The sequence below is a fragment of the Photobacterium rosenbergii genome (assembly GCF_033022775.1).
In the GTDB taxonomy this organism is placed as follows: Bacteria; Pseudomonadota; Gammaproteobacteria; order Enterobacterales; family Vibrionaceae; genus Photobacterium; species Photobacterium rosenbergii_A.
Window position 1 is genome coordinate 22,980 of sequence record NZ_JAWJZI010000011.1, and the last position, 14,989, is coordinate 37,968.

A 14,989-nucleotide genomic window follows, 5' to 3' on the forward strand; every position below is an offset into this window, starting at 1 on the left:
TTCAGTTCCGTTACATTTGTTGATACCGCTTGGTTAACATTCCTTGGTTGCTAACCATAACGCGATATGAATATTTTTATTCACATCTTTTGAATTAATATGTTTACCGACATTTACTATCAGTGTCAACCATTGAGCGGAAAAAATTAACAAAAGAAGAAAAATCCGGTCTGCTGGGGGCAACCTCCTTTTTACCCGGACCAAACCACTGCAGCACAAAGCACTAAATCACACCGAAAATGAAAGCTTTCTCGACATATTGCACAACAAGCACGCAGTTTTTGTGCCTTATCAGACCATTTTTGAGAAACTTTGTTACACCCTCCGTTTCATAACATGATAAAAATCAATGCACTGTCGTTTTCTTACTAGTTATGACGATCAATGTTGACCTCAAAGCCTGAACACGGCTAGATTGTTGTCTAATGAGTTAATTGGATGTAATAAATTTACGAGATGGATGCGATATGAACGAAAAGTACAGCGCGCTTAGAAGCAACGTCAGTATGCTCGGTCACATGCTGGGTACGACAATCAAGGATGCGCATGGTGAAGAACTGCTAGGTAAAGTAGAAACCATCCGCAAACTGTCCAAGTCCGCCCGTGCAGGCAACCAAGACGATCGTGCCAAGCTGATCGACGAACTGCAGAACCTGCCGGATGACCAGCTGTTGCCTGTTGCCCGGGCCTTCAGCCAATTCCTGAACCTGACCAATATTGCCGAGCAGTACCATACCGTCTCGCGCCACAGTGAAGAGCATATCTGCAGCCCAGACTCTATCGATGCTCTGTTCGCCAAGCTGGACGAGCAGGACATCAGCAAATTCGATTCAATCCAGGCGGTCCGTGACCTCAACATTGATTTAGTCCTGACTGCCCACCCGACGGAAATTGCCCGTCGTACCATGATCCACAAGCTGGTACAGATCAACAAATGCCTCTCCAAGCTAGAGCTGAGCGAACTGTCCAACAGCGAACGCCAGCGCGTTGAACGCCGCCTAGAGCAGCTGATCGCCCAGGCATGGCATTCCGATGTTATCCGTAAGCAGCGCCCGACTCCGCTCGATGAAGCCAAATGGGGCTTTGCGGTAGTTGAAAACTCGCTATGGCAAGCCGTTCCTGAGTTCCTGCGCCAGTTTGACGAAAAGCTTACCGCCCACCTGGGCGAAGGCCTTCCTATCGATGCCGCACCTGTCACCTTCTCATCCTGGATGGGGGGTGACCGTGACGGTAACCCGTTCGTAACGTCTGAAGTGACACGTGAAGTGCTGTTGCTATCACGCTGGAAAGCAGCCGACCTCTACCTACAGGACGTCAAGGAGCTGGTCAGCGAGCTGTCGATGGTCAAGTGCAACGATGAAGTCCGCGAGCTCGCCGGTGATGAGCACGAACCTTACCGTGCAATCCTGAAAGATCTGCGCGCCAAGCTGACCAATACCCGTGATGTGCTCGATGCCAAGATCAAGGGCCTCGACGCACCAAGCTACGGTATCATCGACGATGTCAGCCAGCTGTGGGACCCGCTTTACGCCTGCTACCGCTCACTTCACGACTGTGACATGGGCATCATTGCCGACGGCCTGCTGCTAGACGTGCTGCGCCGCATCAAGTGTTTCGGTGTCCACCTGGTCCGCTTGGATATCCGCCAGGAAAGCACCCGCCACTCGAACGTGATCTCCGAGCTGACCCGCTACCTGGGACTAGGCGATTACGATCAGTGGAGCGAGCAAGACAAAGTGGCCTTCCTGGTCCGCGAACTCTCTTCCAAACGTCCTCTGCTGCCGCGCGACTGGACACCTTCTGACGAAGTCAAAGAAGTGATCGATACCTGTAAGGCTATCGCCGACCAGCCTCGCGAAGCCTTGGGTGCTTATGTGATTTCAATGGCCCGCACCGCATCTGATGTGCTGGCCGTTCATTTGCTGCTACAAGAAGCCGGCTGCAAATTCCGTATGGATGTGTGCCCGCTATTCGAAACCCTGGATGACCTCAACAACGCCGAGAGCGTGATCAAACAGTTGATGAACATCGACTGGTACCGCGGCTACATCCAGAATCACCAGATGGTCATGATCGGCTACTCTGACTCCGCCAAAGATGCCGGTGTGATGGCGGCTGGCTGGGCCCAGTACCATGCCATGGAATCACTGGTTGGAGTGTGTGAAGAAGCAGGCGTCGAGCTGACCCTGTTCCACGGTCGTGGCGGTTCGATTGGCCGAGGCGGTGCTCCGGCACACGCAGCCCTATTGTCTCAACCACCACGCAGCCTGAAAGGCGGCCTGCGTGTGACAGAACAAGGCGAGATGATCCGTTTTAAGCTGGGCCTACCAGAAGTGGCGGTAAACAGCCTGAGCCTATACGCCAGTGCCATTTTGGAAGCTAACCTGATGCCACCACCGCAGCCTAAGCAAGAATGGCGCGAGCTGATGGATGTGCTGTCAGAAGTGTCCTGCGACGCTTACCGTGATGTAGTCCGTGGCAATGAGGAATTTGTTCCTTATTTCCGCGCGGCAACCCCAGAGCTTGAACTGGGCAAACTGCCACTGGGCTCTCGTCCGGCCAAGCGTAACCCGAAAGGTGGCGTAGAGAGTCTGCGTGCGATCCCTTGGATTTTCGCCTGGAGCCAGAACCGCCTGATCCTGCCAGCTTGGTTAGGTGCCGGTGAAGCCATCCAGTTCTCGATTGACAAGGGCCATGCCGCACAGCTTGAAGAAATGTGCCGCGAGTGGCCATTCTTCTCAACCCGTTTGGGTATGCTTGAGATGGTCTTCACCAAAACCAATATCGGCATTGCGGAATACTACGACCAGCGTCTCACTGATAAATCGCTGTGGCCGATGGGCCAGAAGCTGCGTGATCAGCTGCAAAAAGATATCAAAGCAGTACTTAACGTGGAAAACAGCGCTCACCTAATGGAGCAAAACCCATGGGGTGCCGAGTCAATCCGCCTACGTAACATCTATGTCGAGCCGTTGAACATGCTGCAGGCCGAATTGCTTTACCGTACCCGCCGTCAGGAAACCCCATCACCGATGATGGAAGAAGCCTTGATGGTCACCATTGCCGGTATTGCCACCGGTATGCGTAACACCGGCTAATAAATACGTAAAATAACCACAAAGGGCTAACATCTACCTGCTAGCCCTTTCTTTTTCCCGCAAATTTTCCACTCGCCTCACTTTTGAGACAACCTCGCCAACTCTCAGTTAACTAAACTAAACCACATGCAGTGAAATCATTTGATGAAAAACGTTTTGCATCAAAGAACAAATTGGAATTAACACGCAATATATAGACCAGCATCACAAGACGGGCAATTGGTTGCACCAGTTTTCCTCGATTTTAGGCCCTGATGTCGAAAATTAGTCCATTGATGTGTATGCTACGTGATCTCGATCAGGCACTGCAACAGCACGATTATAAAAACGCCAATGAGCGAAGGGTACGCTGCGGCCACCATAGGCCATGCCGATTGAGTTTATTTTTTTGTAGTATTTTAACGGATAGAAGAGATGTCACTACCACACGTTATTTTAACTGTGTTGAGTAACCGCGATGCCACCGGTTACGATATCACCAAAGAGTTCTCCCACAGCATCGGTTATTTCTGGAAAGCCAGCCACCAGCAAGTATATCGCGAGCTAAACAAGATGGCCGGCAACAACCAGGTAACCTGTAAACTTGAACCGCAAGAGGGTAAACCGGATCGTAAAGTGTATTCCATTACCGATCTTGGCCGTCAGGCACTGTTTGAGTGGTTCCAAGAGCCTGCGCGCAACCCAACCATCCGCGATGAGTTTTCTGCCAAGCTGGTAGTTTGCGGTGTGCACAACTCCGAGCCAATGCAGCAGCAACTAGAAGGCCTGATTGAAGAGTCTCACACGCTGATCAACCATTACAACGAAATGGAAAAGATCCATTTTGCTGACCATAAAAACCTAGATCGCCAATCCCGTCTTGACCGTCTAACCCTTCGCCGCGCGATCCACAACCGCCAGGCATGGATCGACTGGGCTGAGGAAGTATTGGCCGAGCTTAAGGACATGGATTCAGCAGGTAGCCCGGTTGCCCTGTAAGCTATAATCAAAGAACATAATAAAAGCCGCTAAATGCGGCTTTTCTTTTATCTGTACTGTTATATCTATGCGGATAATCGTGCTTACGCTTTAGCACGAACCCCAAGCGTATGGCAGATAGCATAGGTCAGCTCGGCACGGTTAAGGGTATAGAAGTGGAAGTCCTTCACCCCCTCGCGGCTCAATACCCGTACCATGTCGATGGCATTGCTAGCACCGACCATCTGGCGACTCAGTAGATCATCATCCAACCCTTCATACTGCTTTTCCAGCCAACCCGGAATTTTCACATTGTTAGCATCGGCAAATCGTTTGGCTTGCTTCATGTTGGAAACCGGCAAGATACCCGGCACGATTTCAACATCGATACCGGCAGCAACACAGCGATCGCGGAAACGCAGGTAGCTTTCCACATCGAAGAAAAACTGGGTGATGGCTCGGCTGGCACCAGCATCGACCTTGCGCTTGAGGTTGATCAGATCAGCCTGGGCACTCTTGGCCTCGGGATGCACCTCAGGATAGGCCGCCACCGAGATATCGAAGTCAGCTTCCGATCGCAGTAACTCCACCAAATCGGCTGCATACATATCCGGCTTCACACCTTGCTCAGGGAGATCACCACGCAGGGCAACAATATCGCGGATGCCGTTGTTCCAGTAGTCGCGGGCAATGGTGCGCAGCTCATCACGGGTCGCATCAATACAGGTCAGGTGCGGCGCGGCCACGAGGCCCGTTTGATCTTTGATATCCTTGATAATTGAGTGGGTACGGTCACGCTCACCCGAGTTAGCACCATAAGTTACCGAGACAAATTTAGGCTGCAGCGTCTTCAGGCGGTGAATGGAGTTCCACAACGTCTGCTCCATCTGCTCGCTGCTTGGTGGGAAGAACTCGAATGATACATTGATCTTGCCATCAATATCCGCAATATTCTGGTTCAGTGAATCCAAGTGGCTTGCGTATGAATACCCCATAATCCATTCCTTACTCTTGTTGGCTCTCGGCCGCTCCCTAAAACTGACGCCATCCAAACAAGCGTTTAGACGTCTATATGTCTACAGGATGTCTTGTAACCAATTTAATGTCAACATGATGATCATGAATATTTTTCAACTTCAAATTGCAGGAACTTCAACATTGGCAGATAACAAAAAAGCCCGCTAATAGCGAGCTTTTAGGGTATAGCGCATTCTCACAGAGGCTAATACTGGCGATTCAATTACCACCCAGTGTTAGTCACCGTTCATCACAAGAAAGGCAGTAATTTGCACTGTATAAATTCCGTAAGATCTCACTCCGAAAATGCAACTTATAGCATCGCCGCCAAGCGGTTGATATCAGATAACAACGCCCCTGCCGTCACATCACGGCCTGCACCCGGCCCACGGATCACCAGCGGGTTATCACGGTACCAGCGACTCTCGATAGCAAAGATGTTGTCGCACGGCAGCAAATTGGCCAGGGCATGCTCACGAGACAGCGCCTCAATGCCAACCACCGCCTTGCCGTGGCGATCCAGCCTTGCGACATAACGCAGGACTTTCTCTTCTTTCTGCGCTTTGCGCAGCCGTTCGTGGAGCAGCTCATCGAGCTCGACAGATTGCTCGAAGAAGTCATCCACTCCGAGCGATGCCAATGTATCAGGCACCAAAGTTTCCACCTTGACCTGCTCAGGCTCAAGCGACAAGCCTGACTCTCGGGCGAGGATCACCAGTTTGCGCATCACATCACTGCCATCCAGATCATGGCGCGGATCCGGCTCGGTCAGCCCCTGCTGCCAAGCCAGCTCAACCAGCTGGGAAAATGGTACCGAACCATCATATTGCTGGAACAGCCATGATAGCGTGCCGGAGAAAATACCCGACAAGGCAATGATCTCATCACCGCTTTCGCGCAAGTCACGCACCGTATGGTTAACCGGCAAGCCCGCTCCCACCGTTGCATTGTAGAGCCAGAAACGGCTGCTCTTGGCAAACGCATCAAGCACCTGATGATAGCTTTCACCCGAAGCCGAGCCTGCTACCTTATTGGCCGAGATCAGGTGCAAACCCGACTCTGCCACCTGCGGGTAACGCGCAGCCAAATCACTGCTGGCGGTAACATCCAGCACAATGACATCGTCATAGGTATTGTGGGCCAGCACCGACAACCACTCATCACCACAGTACTCAACCGACTCGTCATCAAAACTATGCTGGGCACGGCCAGCATCAATTCCGTCGAAGTCAATCCAGTGACGGCGGCTATCAACCACACCAATCAGGGTAAAGCTCATACCATGACGCTTTTCCAAAGTCGCTTTTTCGGTCTCGAACAGCTCAAGCCAACGGCTGCCGATATTCCCCTTGCCACAAAGCACCAAACCAATTCGCTTCTGGGCCTGGAACAAGCTTTGGTGAATACCCTGGATCAAACTATCGGTATCGGCCTTACGCAATACCGCCACCAAACTCAACCCTGATTCAGACTCAGCAATAAACTCCAGCGCCTGCCCTTTAAGCTGCTGATAGAACCCATAACAATGCACCGCGTTGTTCACCACGCCGGCCCCTACCGCTGCGACCAGCGAGAAACCTTCGCGCAAGCGCAGCTCGGCGGCAATACCACTGTCCTGGAGTTGGGCTAGAACACTGTTAACGACCTCGGCGGTATAAGCCAGCTGTACCCTGCCCTTATCCGGCTCGAAGCTGCTGGCAAGCGGCTGCAACTGAGTTCGCTGCAAAAAGCGTTCGATATCGGTAGCAATCGGCGCAAAATCATGGGCGCGGGTCACCGACAGCTCGATCAGGCAGACCTCATCAAGCGAAGTGATGATCTTGGCACCGCGTCCCGATGCCAGAACCCGCTCCACCCGTGTCGAACCCTGCTCTGGCTGGTGGCTGCAACGCAACGTCAGATCAATCGCACTTTGCGCGACCGGCTGCAAGGTACGGCTATGCAAAACTGGCGCCGCCAAACGGGCCAGCTCGCTGGCTTCATCTAAGCGAAGCAATGGCAGCAAACAGGCATCGGCGACCTTACGCGGGTCGGCACTGTAAACACCGGCCACATCACTCCAGATGGTTACCCTATCGACATCAGCCAAAGCCCCGATAACAGTTGCAGAATAGTCTGAGCCGTTGCGGCCAAGCAGCACCGTCTCACCCACGCTGTTTTGCGCCATGAAACCGGTGATCACAACACGTTGCTGGCTGTACTGAGCCAACTGCTCCTTGAGCAACGGCCAGGACTGGGCACGGTCAACTTCCGGCTGAGCAGCACGCTCGGCACGCAAGAAGCAGCGCGAATCAAGATTGACAGCCGGAAGCTGCAGCTTGGTCAGCAAAGCTGCCAACAAACGAGCCGACCATTGTTCACCATGGCCCAAGACCTTGGCCTGCTCTGCCTCTGACAGTGGCTTTTCCGCCATACCTGAAAGCACACCCAGTTCAAGATGCAGCTGGGTCAGTAGCTCATCCGCTGTTTCGCCGTCGAGCAGGGACTCGATCAATGACTGCTGAAAGCTGCGCAGAGACTGCAGGGCCTCATGGGCCTGACGACCGTCTCTGTCGAGCAACTCAAGCCACTCAATCAGGCGATTGGTGGTTTTGCCTGCTGCCGATACAACAACCAGATCGTTTTCGCTGGAATACTCGCGCAAGATCTCGGCCACTCTTAGGTAGCACTCAGGATCCGCTAGGCTGCTGCCGCCAAACTTATGCAATTGACGCGTAACAGGATGACTCATTTATGCTACCTCCGCCGCTTTATTGAAAGCCTGCTCCAGATCGGCAATCAAATCCTCAGGATCTTCAAGACCAACCGACAATCTCAACAGGGAAGGCTTAAGCCCTGCCTCGGCCTGAGCCTCATCTGACATGGCACGGTGGGTCATGCTCGCCGGGTGACAGATCAAGCTTTCCGTTCCCCCCAGCGATTCCGCCAATGAGAAACAGTTAAGTGTTTTAACAAACACTTCAAGCTGTACCATGCTGCCGGCAATCTCGAAGCTCAACATGGCCCCGAAGCCCTGTTGCTGCTTGAGTGCTATCGCATGGCCCGGATGCTCTGGTTGGCTCGGGTGGTAGATGGTTCCTACCAGCGGCTGCTGTTGCAGGTAAGTCAGGATCTGGCGGCTGTTTTCTTCATGCATACGCATTCTCGGCGCCAGTGTACGCAGGCCGCGTAACGTCATGTAGGCATCAAACGGCGCGCCGGTGGCACCAATACAGTTTGCCCACCAGGCAATCTCCTCGGCCTGCTCAGCCTGCTTGGAGATCAGTACCCCACCGACGACATCTGAGTGACCATTGATATATTTAGTGGTGGAGTGGACAACAAAATCGGCACCAAGGGCAATCGGCTGCTGGAGGATCGGAGACAGGAAAGTATTATCTACCGCCACCAGCGCGCCAACTTGCTTGGCTGAAGCACAAATTTCTGCAATATCAACAATGCGCAACAATGGATTCGACGGGGTTTCGACCCAAATCAACTTGGGCTTGAGGGCCAGTGCTTCGGCAACTGCAGCCGGATCGGTCTGATCAATAAAGCGGACTTTGAAATCACCCTTGGCTGCGCGGGTATTAAACAAGCGATAAGTACCGCCGTAGCAGTCATGCGGGGCAATAATCAAATCGTCCGGGCCAATCAGCGCAGAAGCCAACAGGTTGATTGCCGCCGTCCCACAGCTGGTCACCACTGCGCCAGCGCCTCCTTCCAGCTCTGCCAGGGCATCAGCCAAGGTGTTTCGGGTCGGGTTGCCCGAGCGGGAATAATCAAATTCTGGCACCTCGCCCAATTGCGAAAAACTGTAGGTCGAGGTTAAATAGAGAGGAGGTACCACAGCATTGTACTGGGTATCGGATTCGATGCCGGTGCGAACAGCGACGGTAGCTAGCTTCTTGTCACTCATATTTACTTTCCTTGTCAGGGTGGCCCTGCCGAATAACTTTTATGCAACAACATAGCGACAAACACCGGAGACGTCAACACTTCTAGACGTCTATATGTCTTTGCTTATGGCGGTAAATCCCGCTAAAATTCAGGCATACTATATTTCATCACTTTTATATCGCTGAGAAGGTAAAAAATGGCAGAGTGGAATGGCGAATACATCAGCCCTTACGCGGAACACGGTAAGAAAAACGAACAAGTAAAAAAAATTACAGTTTCGATTCCATTGAAGGTTCTAAAAATCCTGACCGATGAGCGTACCCGCCGTCAGGTCAATAACTTGCGCCATGCGACTAACAGTGAGTTGCTGTGCGAAGCCTTCCTGCACGCTTACACCGGCCAGCCGCTTCCTACCGATGACGACATCCGTAAAGATCGCCCAGACGATCTTCCAGCCGAAGCCAAAGCGCTGATGGAAGAGATGGGGATCACCTACGAAGACATCAACGAGTAAGTGAAACCATCACTTTCTCCTCATAATGCCAGCGTATTATGACCATAAAAAAACCAGCCAAAATGGCTGGTTTTTATTTGCTTGGCTCAATACGGAAATTATTTCGCTTCCATGTAGCCAACCGGCATGTCAATTTGGGCAACACCCGAATCGACTGCAGCCTGGGCAACTGCCTTGGCAACACGTGGTAGCAGGCGTGGGTCCATTGGCTTAGGAATAATGTATTCCGGGCCGAACTCAAGCTTGTCAGCACCAGCGGCGGCAACCACTTCTGCCGGTACCGGCTCTTTGGCCAGTGCACGGATGGCATCAACGGCGGCCAACTTCATCTCGTCATTGATTTCGCTGGCACGGACATCAAGTGCACCACGGAAGATGAACGGGAAGCAGATAACATTGTTCACCTGGTTCGGGTAATCCGAACGGCCAGTACCCATGATCAAATCATCGCGTACCGCATGGGCCAGCTCAGGTTTGATTTCAGGATCTGGGTTAGAACACGCAAACACCACTGGCTTGTCGGCCATTAGCTTCAGCGCTTCAGGCGCAAGCAGGTCCGGGCCAGATACACCAACAAAGATATCCGCGCCTTCAATCACATCTTCCAGCGTACGCTTATCCGTGTTGTTGGCAAACAGCTGCTTGTACTCGTTGATATCGTCACGACGGGTGTGGATAACACCCTTGCGGTCCAGCATGTAGATTTTCTCGCGCTGGGCACCACATTTAATCAGCAGTTCCATACACGCTACAGCCGCAGCACCCGCCCCCAGACAAACAATCACGGCTTCGTTGATGTTCTTACCCTGAAGCTCCAGAGCATTGAGCATACCAGCTGCCGTCACAATCGCCGTGCCGTGCTGATCATCGTGGAAAACAGGAACATGGCAACGCTCAATCAGGCGTTTTTCGATTTCAAAACAGTCAGGGGCCTTGATATCTTCCAGGTTGATACCACCGAACGTATCAGCAATATTCGCCACCGTATCAACGAACTCGTCGATGGTGCGGTGCTTCACTTCGATATCAATCGAGTCCAGGCCAGCAAAGCGTTTGAACAGCAGCGCCTTACCTTCCATCACAGGTTTCGAAGCCAGCGGGCCAAGGTTACCCAAGCCAAGGATAGCAGTACCGTTGGTGATAACGGCAACCATGTTGCCTTTACCTGTGTACTTGTAGACATTTTCTGAGTTTTGCGCGATTTCACGTACCGGCTCAGCCACGCCCGGGCTATAAGCAAGAGCGAGATCTTCTACGGTATTGGCTGGCTTGGTGAGCTCGACAGCAATTTTTCCTGGTACTGGGTATGCGTGGTAGTGAAGGGCCTGTTGGCGAAAATCTTCAGACATAGTGTTCGAAATCCTGACTGGAGGTGACTTTATTTTGGAATTTGGACATAGATCATATTCTATGGCAGCACAAAATCCTAGCACCGAACATCTGGTCGATCCAATGATTCCAGGAGCGAATGTTCAACATCAATGGGGGGAATAGCGCGGCGGGATCAAAAGCAGCAAGACGGATTCACCACTATTGCAGGTTCTGGTATGCAGATAAGGAATAAAACAAGCGAAACAATGGAATAAAAGCAGGGTTAGAGCAGGCATAAAAAAAGGGATGCATGCGCATCCCCTTTTTCGAAATTCATCTGGCAATTACTTGCTAGAAAGCGCACCGAAACGCTTGTTGAATTTGTCGATACGACCACCAGAGCTAACCTGACGCTGCTTACCAGTGTAGAAAGGGTGACACTTGTCGCATACATCAAGGTTGATGTCTTTACCCATAGTAGAGTTAAATACGAAAGTGTTGCCGCAAGAACAACGAGCGTTTACTGCAGTGTACTCTGGGTGAATACCTTGTTTCATGGGATAACCTCAAAAGTAAGGCCGTGTCGCTCTCCCGATCCTAAGCCGGGCACCACACGTCGTTAATAAAAGAGCGTAACGGTTACATTACCAATACGCCAAATTCAGGCGGCGTATAGTAATCAATCATACTTCCCAGATCAACCAATATGCGCCTTTTTTCGCCGCTTTGCCGCCCGAGGCTGGGCAAGGTACACTTCTCTATCTTAGTACATGCGGATTTAGCGGTTAGATATGACGCCCAACATTGCCCGAGTGGCCCTTCCTGTTCCCCTGGACAAGCAATTTGATTACCTGGTCAAGCAGGGCCAGCAGCCTGTCGTCGGCGCTCGGGTCAAGGTTCCGTTCGGGCGCCAGCAGCTAGTTGGGGTTGTGATGGCCCTAACCACAACATCCGATTTTCCCGTAGAGCAACTCAAGCCAATCTATACCGTATTGGATCGCGCCCCGCTATGGGAGCCAAGCCTGTTCAAACTGCTAACCTGGGCCAGCCAGTACTACCAATACCCGCTGGGCGACAGCTTGGCCAATGCCATACCCGCCTTGTTGCGAAAAGGCCGCGAAGCCGCCCCATCGGCACTGAAGATGTGGCAGCTCACCGAAGTCGGCTACAACCAGCCCCTGACAGCCCTCAAGCGTGCTCCGCGTCAGGTACAGGCGCTGACCATGCTGCGCCAGGGCGCATTGAGCCACGAAGCCCTGCTTGCCGAAGAAGTCAGCAGCGCAACGTTGAAAACGCTGGCAGACAAAGGCTGGATAGAAGCCATTGAACAGGCTCCAGCCAATCACAGCTGGCAGAAAGAATTTGCGATTAATGAAGAAAAGCCCCGGCTCAACGAGGAACAGGCGCTGGCCATTGCCAGCGTCAATGCCAACCCGGATTTCGGCTGCTACCTGCTCGAGGGAGTAACGGGCTCGGGCAAGACCGAGGTCTACCTCAACCTGCTCGAGCCTGTTTTGGCAGCCGGTAAGCAGGCATTGATCCTGGTCCCGGAAATCGGCCTGACGCCACAGACCATCAACCGTTTCCGTCGCCGTTTCAATGTGCCGCTGGAAACCATCCATTCCGGGCTCAACGACACCGAGCGGCTATCTGCTTGGCTGGCTGGGCGCGATAACCAAGCCGGGATCATCATCGGTACCCGTTCGGCGCTGTTCACCCCGTTTGCCAACCTCGGCATTATTATAGTCGACGAGGAACATGATGCCTCCTACAAACAGCAGGATAGCCTCCGCTACCATGCCAGGGATCTAGCCGTCATGCGGGCTAGCCAGGCCAATATCCCGATCATCCTCGGCTCGGCCACACCGGCCCTGGAGACTTTGCACAATGCCAAAAGCGGCAAATACCATCACCTTACCCTGTCTCGCCGTGCAGGTAATGCCCAGGCCGCCAGCCATGGTGTACTCGATCTCAAAGGACAATACCTCGAAGCAGGCCTCTCTGCCCCGCTTATCGCCAACATGCGTCAGCACTTGGATGCGGGTAACCAGGTCATGCTGTTCCTCAACCGGCGCGGCTTTTCACCTGCGGTGATCTGCCATGACTGTGGCTGGCTGGCCGAGTGCAAGCGCTGTGATGCCTACTATACCTTCCACCAGCAAAGCGGCGAGCTGCGCTGCCACCACTGCGGGACGCAGCGCCCGATGATGCACCAGTGCGGCCAATGCGGTTCAACCCAGCTCAATGCGGTGGGAGTCGGCACCGAGCAGCTCGAGCAGCAGCTCGAAGCCCTGTTTCCAACCTACAAAACGGTTCGCATCGACCGCGACAGTACCCGGCGCAAAGGGAGCCTTGAGAATTACCTCGAGGCGATCCGCAATAACGAATACCAAATACTCATTGGTACCCAGATGCTGGCCAAGGGGCACCACTTCCCCGATGTGACCCTGGTTGCCCTGCTCGACGTCGACAGCGCATTGTTTAGCAATGACTTCCGCGCCAGCGAACGCCTCGCCCAGTTGTTTATCCAGGTGGCCGGCCGGGCTGGCCGCGCCAGTAAACCCGGTGAAGTGGTCCTGCAAACCCACCACCCCGAACATCCCCTGCTGCAAGCGCTGCTATATAAAGGGTATGACAATTTTGCCAGCGGGGCGCTGAGCGAGCGCAGGCAGGCATGGCTGCCGCCATTTACCTACCTGGCCCTGCTACGTGCCGAAGCCAACCAAAGCGAGCTGGTCGAGCAGTTTTTTCAACAGGTACGCGGTATTTTCGAATCCAGTCCGATCGCCAACCAGGACACCATGGTAATGGGTCCTAACCCCGCCCCGCTATCGCGCCGGGCAGGCCGCTACCGCTGGCAATTGCTGCTGCAAGCACCAAGCCGCAAGGCATTGCAGCAATGGCTGTCCGTTGCCAAGCCGGCGATTGCTTTGCTCCCCCTTGCCAAGAAGATCCGCTGGTCAATTGATGTCGAGCCGCAGGATTTAACTTAAAATGAACAATGCGACGTGCGTCACATATCGGATGTAATTTATGCTGTTTAAAGCATGTTTAATCCCCGGCAGACAGCCTACAATAACAAGCTCGCTGGCTCAGGTATCGGCCGTTTTGGCCATGATCCCCCAGCGGCAAAAGAGAGAAAAATAATAGAGAGGAACCTTAACTATGGCGACAATGAAGGATGTTGCCCAGCTCGCCGGTGTCTCGACGGCCACGGTTTCCCGTGCCCTGATGAACCCGGAAAAAGTGTCAGCCTCAACCCGTAAAAAGGTCGAACAGGCTGTCATGGATGCTGGCTATTCACCCAATTCACTGGCTAGGAATCTACGTCGCAACGAATCTAAAACCATCGTCACTATCGTACCCGATATCTGTGATCCCTATTTCACCGAGATCATCCGCGGTATCGAAGAAGCGGCAATGGAACATGGCTACCTTGTCCTGCTTGGCGACAGCGGACAGCAAAAAACCCGCGAAAATTCGTTTGTAAACCTAGTATTCACCAAGCAAGCCGACGGTATGCTGTTACTCGGCACCGACCTGCCCTTTGATGTCAGCAAACCCGAGCAGAAAAACCTGCCGCCGATGGTCATGGCCTGTGAGTTCGCCCCAGAGCTCGAACTGCCTACCGTCCATATCGATAACCTGACTGCCGCTTTCGAAGCTGTCAATTACCTCACCCAGATGGGCCATAAGCGTATTGCCCAAATAGCAGGGCCTGACAGTGCTGCGTTATGTCAATTCCGCTCGCAAGGCTACCAGCAGGCACTTCGCCGTGCCGGTGCAGAGCTGAATCCGGCTTATACCGTCAAGAGTGACTTCAGCTTTGCCGGAGGCGCCCGTGCCGTTACTGCCTTGCTGTCACTGCCAGAGCCACCAACGGCCCTGCTGTGCCACAACGATGTGATGGCCATTGGTGCCATGCAGCAGGCCAAGCGCCTGGGCTTCCGCGTACCGCAGGATCTGTCGATTGTCGGCTTCGATGATATCCAGTTTGCCGAATACTGCGATCCACCACTGACCACGGTCTCCCAGCCTCGCTATGAGATCGGCCGCCAGTCAATGCTGATGCTGCTCGATATTCTCAAGGGTAAAGACATTGCTTCCGGCTCACGCCTGCTTGATGCCAAGCTGGTGATCCGTGAGAGTGCTGCGCCGCCGGCAAATTAACTCAAAGTCAGAAAACCACCTGATTTTGGGGGCAAGCTCACAA

At 53.1% G+C, this 14,989-nt stretch carries 10 protein-coding genes; 5 read left to right on the forward strand and 5 right to left on the reverse strand.

Going from position 1 to position 14,989, the window contains the following annotated elements; genetic code table 11:
* Positions 1-467 precede the first annotated feature (467 nt).
* The gene (gene ppc, locus R2X38_RS19790) at positions 468-3,098 is read left to right on the forward strand and encodes a phosphoenolpyruvate carboxylase (RefSeq protein WP_317524068.1); all 2,631 of its coding nucleotides are present in this window, start codon (positions 468-470) and stop codon (positions 3,096-3,098) included.
* A 414-nt stretch (positions 3,099-3,512) separates the two neighbouring features.
* Positions 3,513-4,076, forward strand: coding sequence for a PadR family transcriptional regulator (locus R2X38_RS19795; RefSeq protein ID WP_039469043.1), 564 nt, complete (start codon positions 3,513-3,515; stop codon positions 4,074-4,076).
* Positions 4,077-4,159: 83 nt separating this feature from the next.
* On the opposite strand, the gene metF is transcribed toward R2X38_RS19795, so the two are convergent.
* The 3 genes from metF to R2X38_RS19810 all read right to left on the reverse strand — a co-directional run bounded on the left by metF (position 4,160) and on the right by R2X38_RS19810 (position 8,970).
* Positions 4,160-5,050, reverse strand: coding sequence for a methylenetetrahydrofolate reductase (gene metF / locus R2X38_RS19800; protein WP_317524069.1), 891 nt, complete (start codon positions 5,048-5,050; stop codon positions 4,160-4,162).
* 335 nt (positions 5,051-5,385) lie between these two features.
* Complete coding sequence (locus R2X38_RS19805; protein ID WP_317524070.1) at positions 5,386-7,803, reverse strand: bifunctional aspartate kinase/homoserine dehydrogenase II; 2,418 nt, start codon at positions 7,801-7,803, stop codon at positions 5,386-5,388.
* Positions 7,804-8,970 (reverse strand): O-succinylhomoserine (thiol)-lyase, encoded by a 1,167-nt coding sequence (locus R2X38_RS19810; protein WP_317524071.1) that lies wholly within the window; start codon positions 8,968-8,970, stop codon positions 7,804-7,806.
* A 177-nt stretch (positions 8,971-9,147) separates the two neighbouring features.
* Here R2X38_RS19810 and metJ point away from each other — a divergent pair, with 177 nt between their 5' ends.
* Complete coding sequence (metJ, locus tag R2X38_RS19815; protein ID WP_068330548.1) at positions 9,148-9,465, forward strand: met regulon transcriptional regulator MetJ; 318 nt, start codon at positions 9,148-9,150, stop codon at positions 9,463-9,465.
* A 98-nt stretch (positions 9,466-9,563) separates the two neighbouring features.
* On the opposite strand, the gene R2X38_RS19820 is transcribed toward metJ, so the two are convergent.
* Both R2X38_RS19820 and rpmE read right to left on the reverse strand, forming a co-directional pair.
* The gene (locus R2X38_RS19820; RefSeq protein ID WP_317524073.1) at positions 9,564-10,814 is read right to left on the reverse strand and encodes a malic enzyme-like NAD(P)-binding protein; all 1,251 of its coding nucleotides are present in this window, start codon (positions 10,812-10,814) and stop codon (positions 9,564-9,566) included.
* Positions 10,815-11,120: 306 nt separating this feature from the next.
* A complete protein-coding gene (rpmE, locus tag R2X38_RS19825) occupies positions 11,121-11,333 on the reverse strand; it encodes a 50S ribosomal protein L31 (protein WP_008988141.1) in 213 nt (70 codons plus the stop codon).
* A 234-nt stretch (positions 11,334-11,567) separates the two neighbouring features.
* On the opposite strand from rpmE, the gene priA reads away from it, so the two are divergent.
* Both priA and cytR read left to right on the forward strand, forming a co-directional pair.
* Positions 11,568-13,769 (forward strand): primosomal protein N', encoded by a 2,202-nt coding sequence (gene priA, locus R2X38_RS19830; protein WP_317524074.1) that lies wholly within the window; start codon positions 11,568-11,570, stop codon positions 13,767-13,769.
* A gap of 172 nt (positions 13,770-13,941) precedes the next feature.
* Positions 13,942-14,946, forward strand: a complete 1,005-nt coding sequence (cytR, locus tag R2X38_RS19835; RefSeq protein ID WP_317524075.1) for a DNA-binding transcriptional regulator CytR — start codon at positions 13,942-13,944, stop codon at positions 14,944-14,946.
* Positions 14,947-14,989: the final 43 nt, after the last annotated feature.

Excerpts from the sequence above, each read along its gene's own strand:
- ppc (WP_317524068.1), top strand. The coding sequence starts at position 468 with ATGAACGAAAAGTACAGCGCGCTTAGAAGCAACGTCAGTATGCTCGGT.
- R2X38_RS19795 (WP_039469043.1), top strand. The coding sequence starts at position 3,513 with ATGTCACTACCACACGTTATTTTAACTGTGTTGAGTAACCGCGATGCC.
- metF (WP_317524069.1), bottom strand. The coding sequence starts at position 5,050 with ATGGGGTATTCATACGCAAGCCACTTGGATTCACTGAACCAGAATATT.
- R2X38_RS19805 (WP_317524070.1), bottom strand. The coding sequence starts at position 7,803 with ATGAGTCATCCTGTTACGCGTCAATTGCATAAGTTTGGCGGCAGCAGC.
- R2X38_RS19810 (WP_317524071.1), bottom strand. The coding sequence starts at position 8,970 with ATGAGTGACAAGAAGCTAGCTACCGTCGCTGTTCGCACCGGCATCGAA.
- metJ (WP_068330548.1), top strand. The coding sequence starts at position 9,148 with ATGGCAGAGTGGAATGGCGAATACATCAGCCCTTACGCGGAACACGGT.
- R2X38_RS19820 (WP_317524073.1), bottom strand. The coding sequence starts at position 10,814 with ATGTCTGAAGATTTTCGCCAACAGGCCCTTCACTACCACGCATACCCA.
- rpmE (WP_008988141.1), bottom strand. The coding sequence starts at position 11,333 with ATGAAACAAGGTATTCACCCAGAGTACACTGCAGTAAACGCTCGTTGT.
- priA (WP_317524074.1), top strand. The coding sequence starts at position 11,568 with ATGACGCCCAACATTGCCCGAGTGGCCCTTCCTGTTCCCCTGGACAAG.
- cytR (WP_317524075.1), top strand. The coding sequence starts at position 13,942 with ATGGCGACAATGAAGGATGTTGCCCAGCTCGCCGGTGTCTCGACGGCC.